At 63.7% G+C, this 1,445-nt stretch carries 1 protein-coding gene; it reads left to right on the top strand.

Annotated features, from left to right (window positions below):
* Window positions 1-1,445: autotransporter family protein (locus DFR48_RS21675; RefSeq protein WP_114365288.1), on the top strand; the 1,445-nt coding region annotated here is incomplete at both ends.

Raw genomic sequence — 1,445 nt, 5'->3', positions numbered from 1 at the left:
AACGGCACTCTCGGAGGCGACATCACCGTCACAAACGGCGTGTTGGGTGGCTCCGGCACGCTCTCGAAGGTGACGGTCGCCTCGGGCAGCACGGTCAAGCCGGGCAATTCCATCGGCACCCTCCATACGGGTGACATCAGCTTTGCCAAGGGCTCGAACTATACCGTGGAGCTGAAGGGCGGAGGCAATACGGCCGGCACCCATAACGACTGGATCAATGCCAGCGGAACCGCTGCGATCAACGGTGGGTCGGTCTTCGTGACGGCGGAGAATGGCGCGGACACGGGGACAAGCTATCAGGACGGGACGGTCTACACGATCCTCACGGCTGCCGGCGGGCGGACGGGCGAATTCGAAAATCTCAGCGATGACTACGCCTATCTCGACTTCGCGCTCTCCTACGACGCCAACAATGTCTATCTGACGTCCGATCTGGCCGTCTCCGATTTTTGTCTGAACGGTTACACGGCCAACCAGTGTGCAACGGCGCGGGGCGTCCAGTCGCTGGCTTCGGGAACGGTTTACAATGCCGTTCTCAACCTGAGCACGGGTGAAGCTCCCGATGCGATCGGGCAACTCTCCGGGGAGGTGTACGCCTCGACCAACACCGCATTGTTCGAAGACAGCCGCTTTGCGCGCGAGACGAGCATGGACCGTCTGCGTCAGGCCATGTCCGGGGTCGGGTCCGACGGCAACGCCACGACGGAACAGAAAATCTCCCAGGATCTCGCACTGTGGGGTCAGGGCTATGGTGCCTGGGCACATTCGGACAGCGACGGAAACGCCTACCAGATGGATCGCTCGACCGGCGGTTTCCTCATGGGCGCGGACGCCCTGGTGATCGAGAATGTGCGTGCCGGCGTGTTCGCCGGGTATGGCAGTACGCAGGTCGACATCCCGGATCTGGCGTCGACGGCCTCGATCGACACCCTCACGCTCGGCACCTATGCCGGTGCGCAATGGGGCGGTCTGGCCCTGCGTGGAGGCTTCTCCTACAGCTGGCACGGTATCGATACGACGCGCGACGTTTCCTTTGCCGGCTTCTCCGACAGCCTGTCCTCGACCTATGATGCACGCACCGTGCAGGCCTACGGCGAGGTCGGGTATACCGTCGCGCTCGGCGAGGCTCGCTTCGAGCCATTCGCCAATCTCGCATACGTGAACCTGCATTCGGACGGCACCGGAGAAAGCGGCGGCGCTGCGGCGTTGACGCTGGCAGAGCAGAGTGCCGATGCAACCTTCGTTACCCTCGGCATGCGGGCCGACAGCAAGTTCAGTGTCGGTGACGTGACGGCGACCTTGCGTGGCACTCTCGGCTACCGCCACGCCTATGGCGATACACCCGTCGCGCTCGCGCGCTTCGCGTCCGGTGGCGATGCGTTCACGGTATCCGGCCTGCCGCTTGCCCGGGATTCCCTGGTCGTCGAGGGTGGGGTCGAGTTCGG

This window comes from Ciceribacter lividus (assembly GCF_003337715.1).
GTDB lineage: Bacteria > Pseudomonadota > Alphaproteobacteria > Rhizobiales > Rhizobiaceae > Allorhizobium > Allorhizobium lividum.
This window is presented reverse-complemented; position numbering and strand designations above follow the sequence as displayed.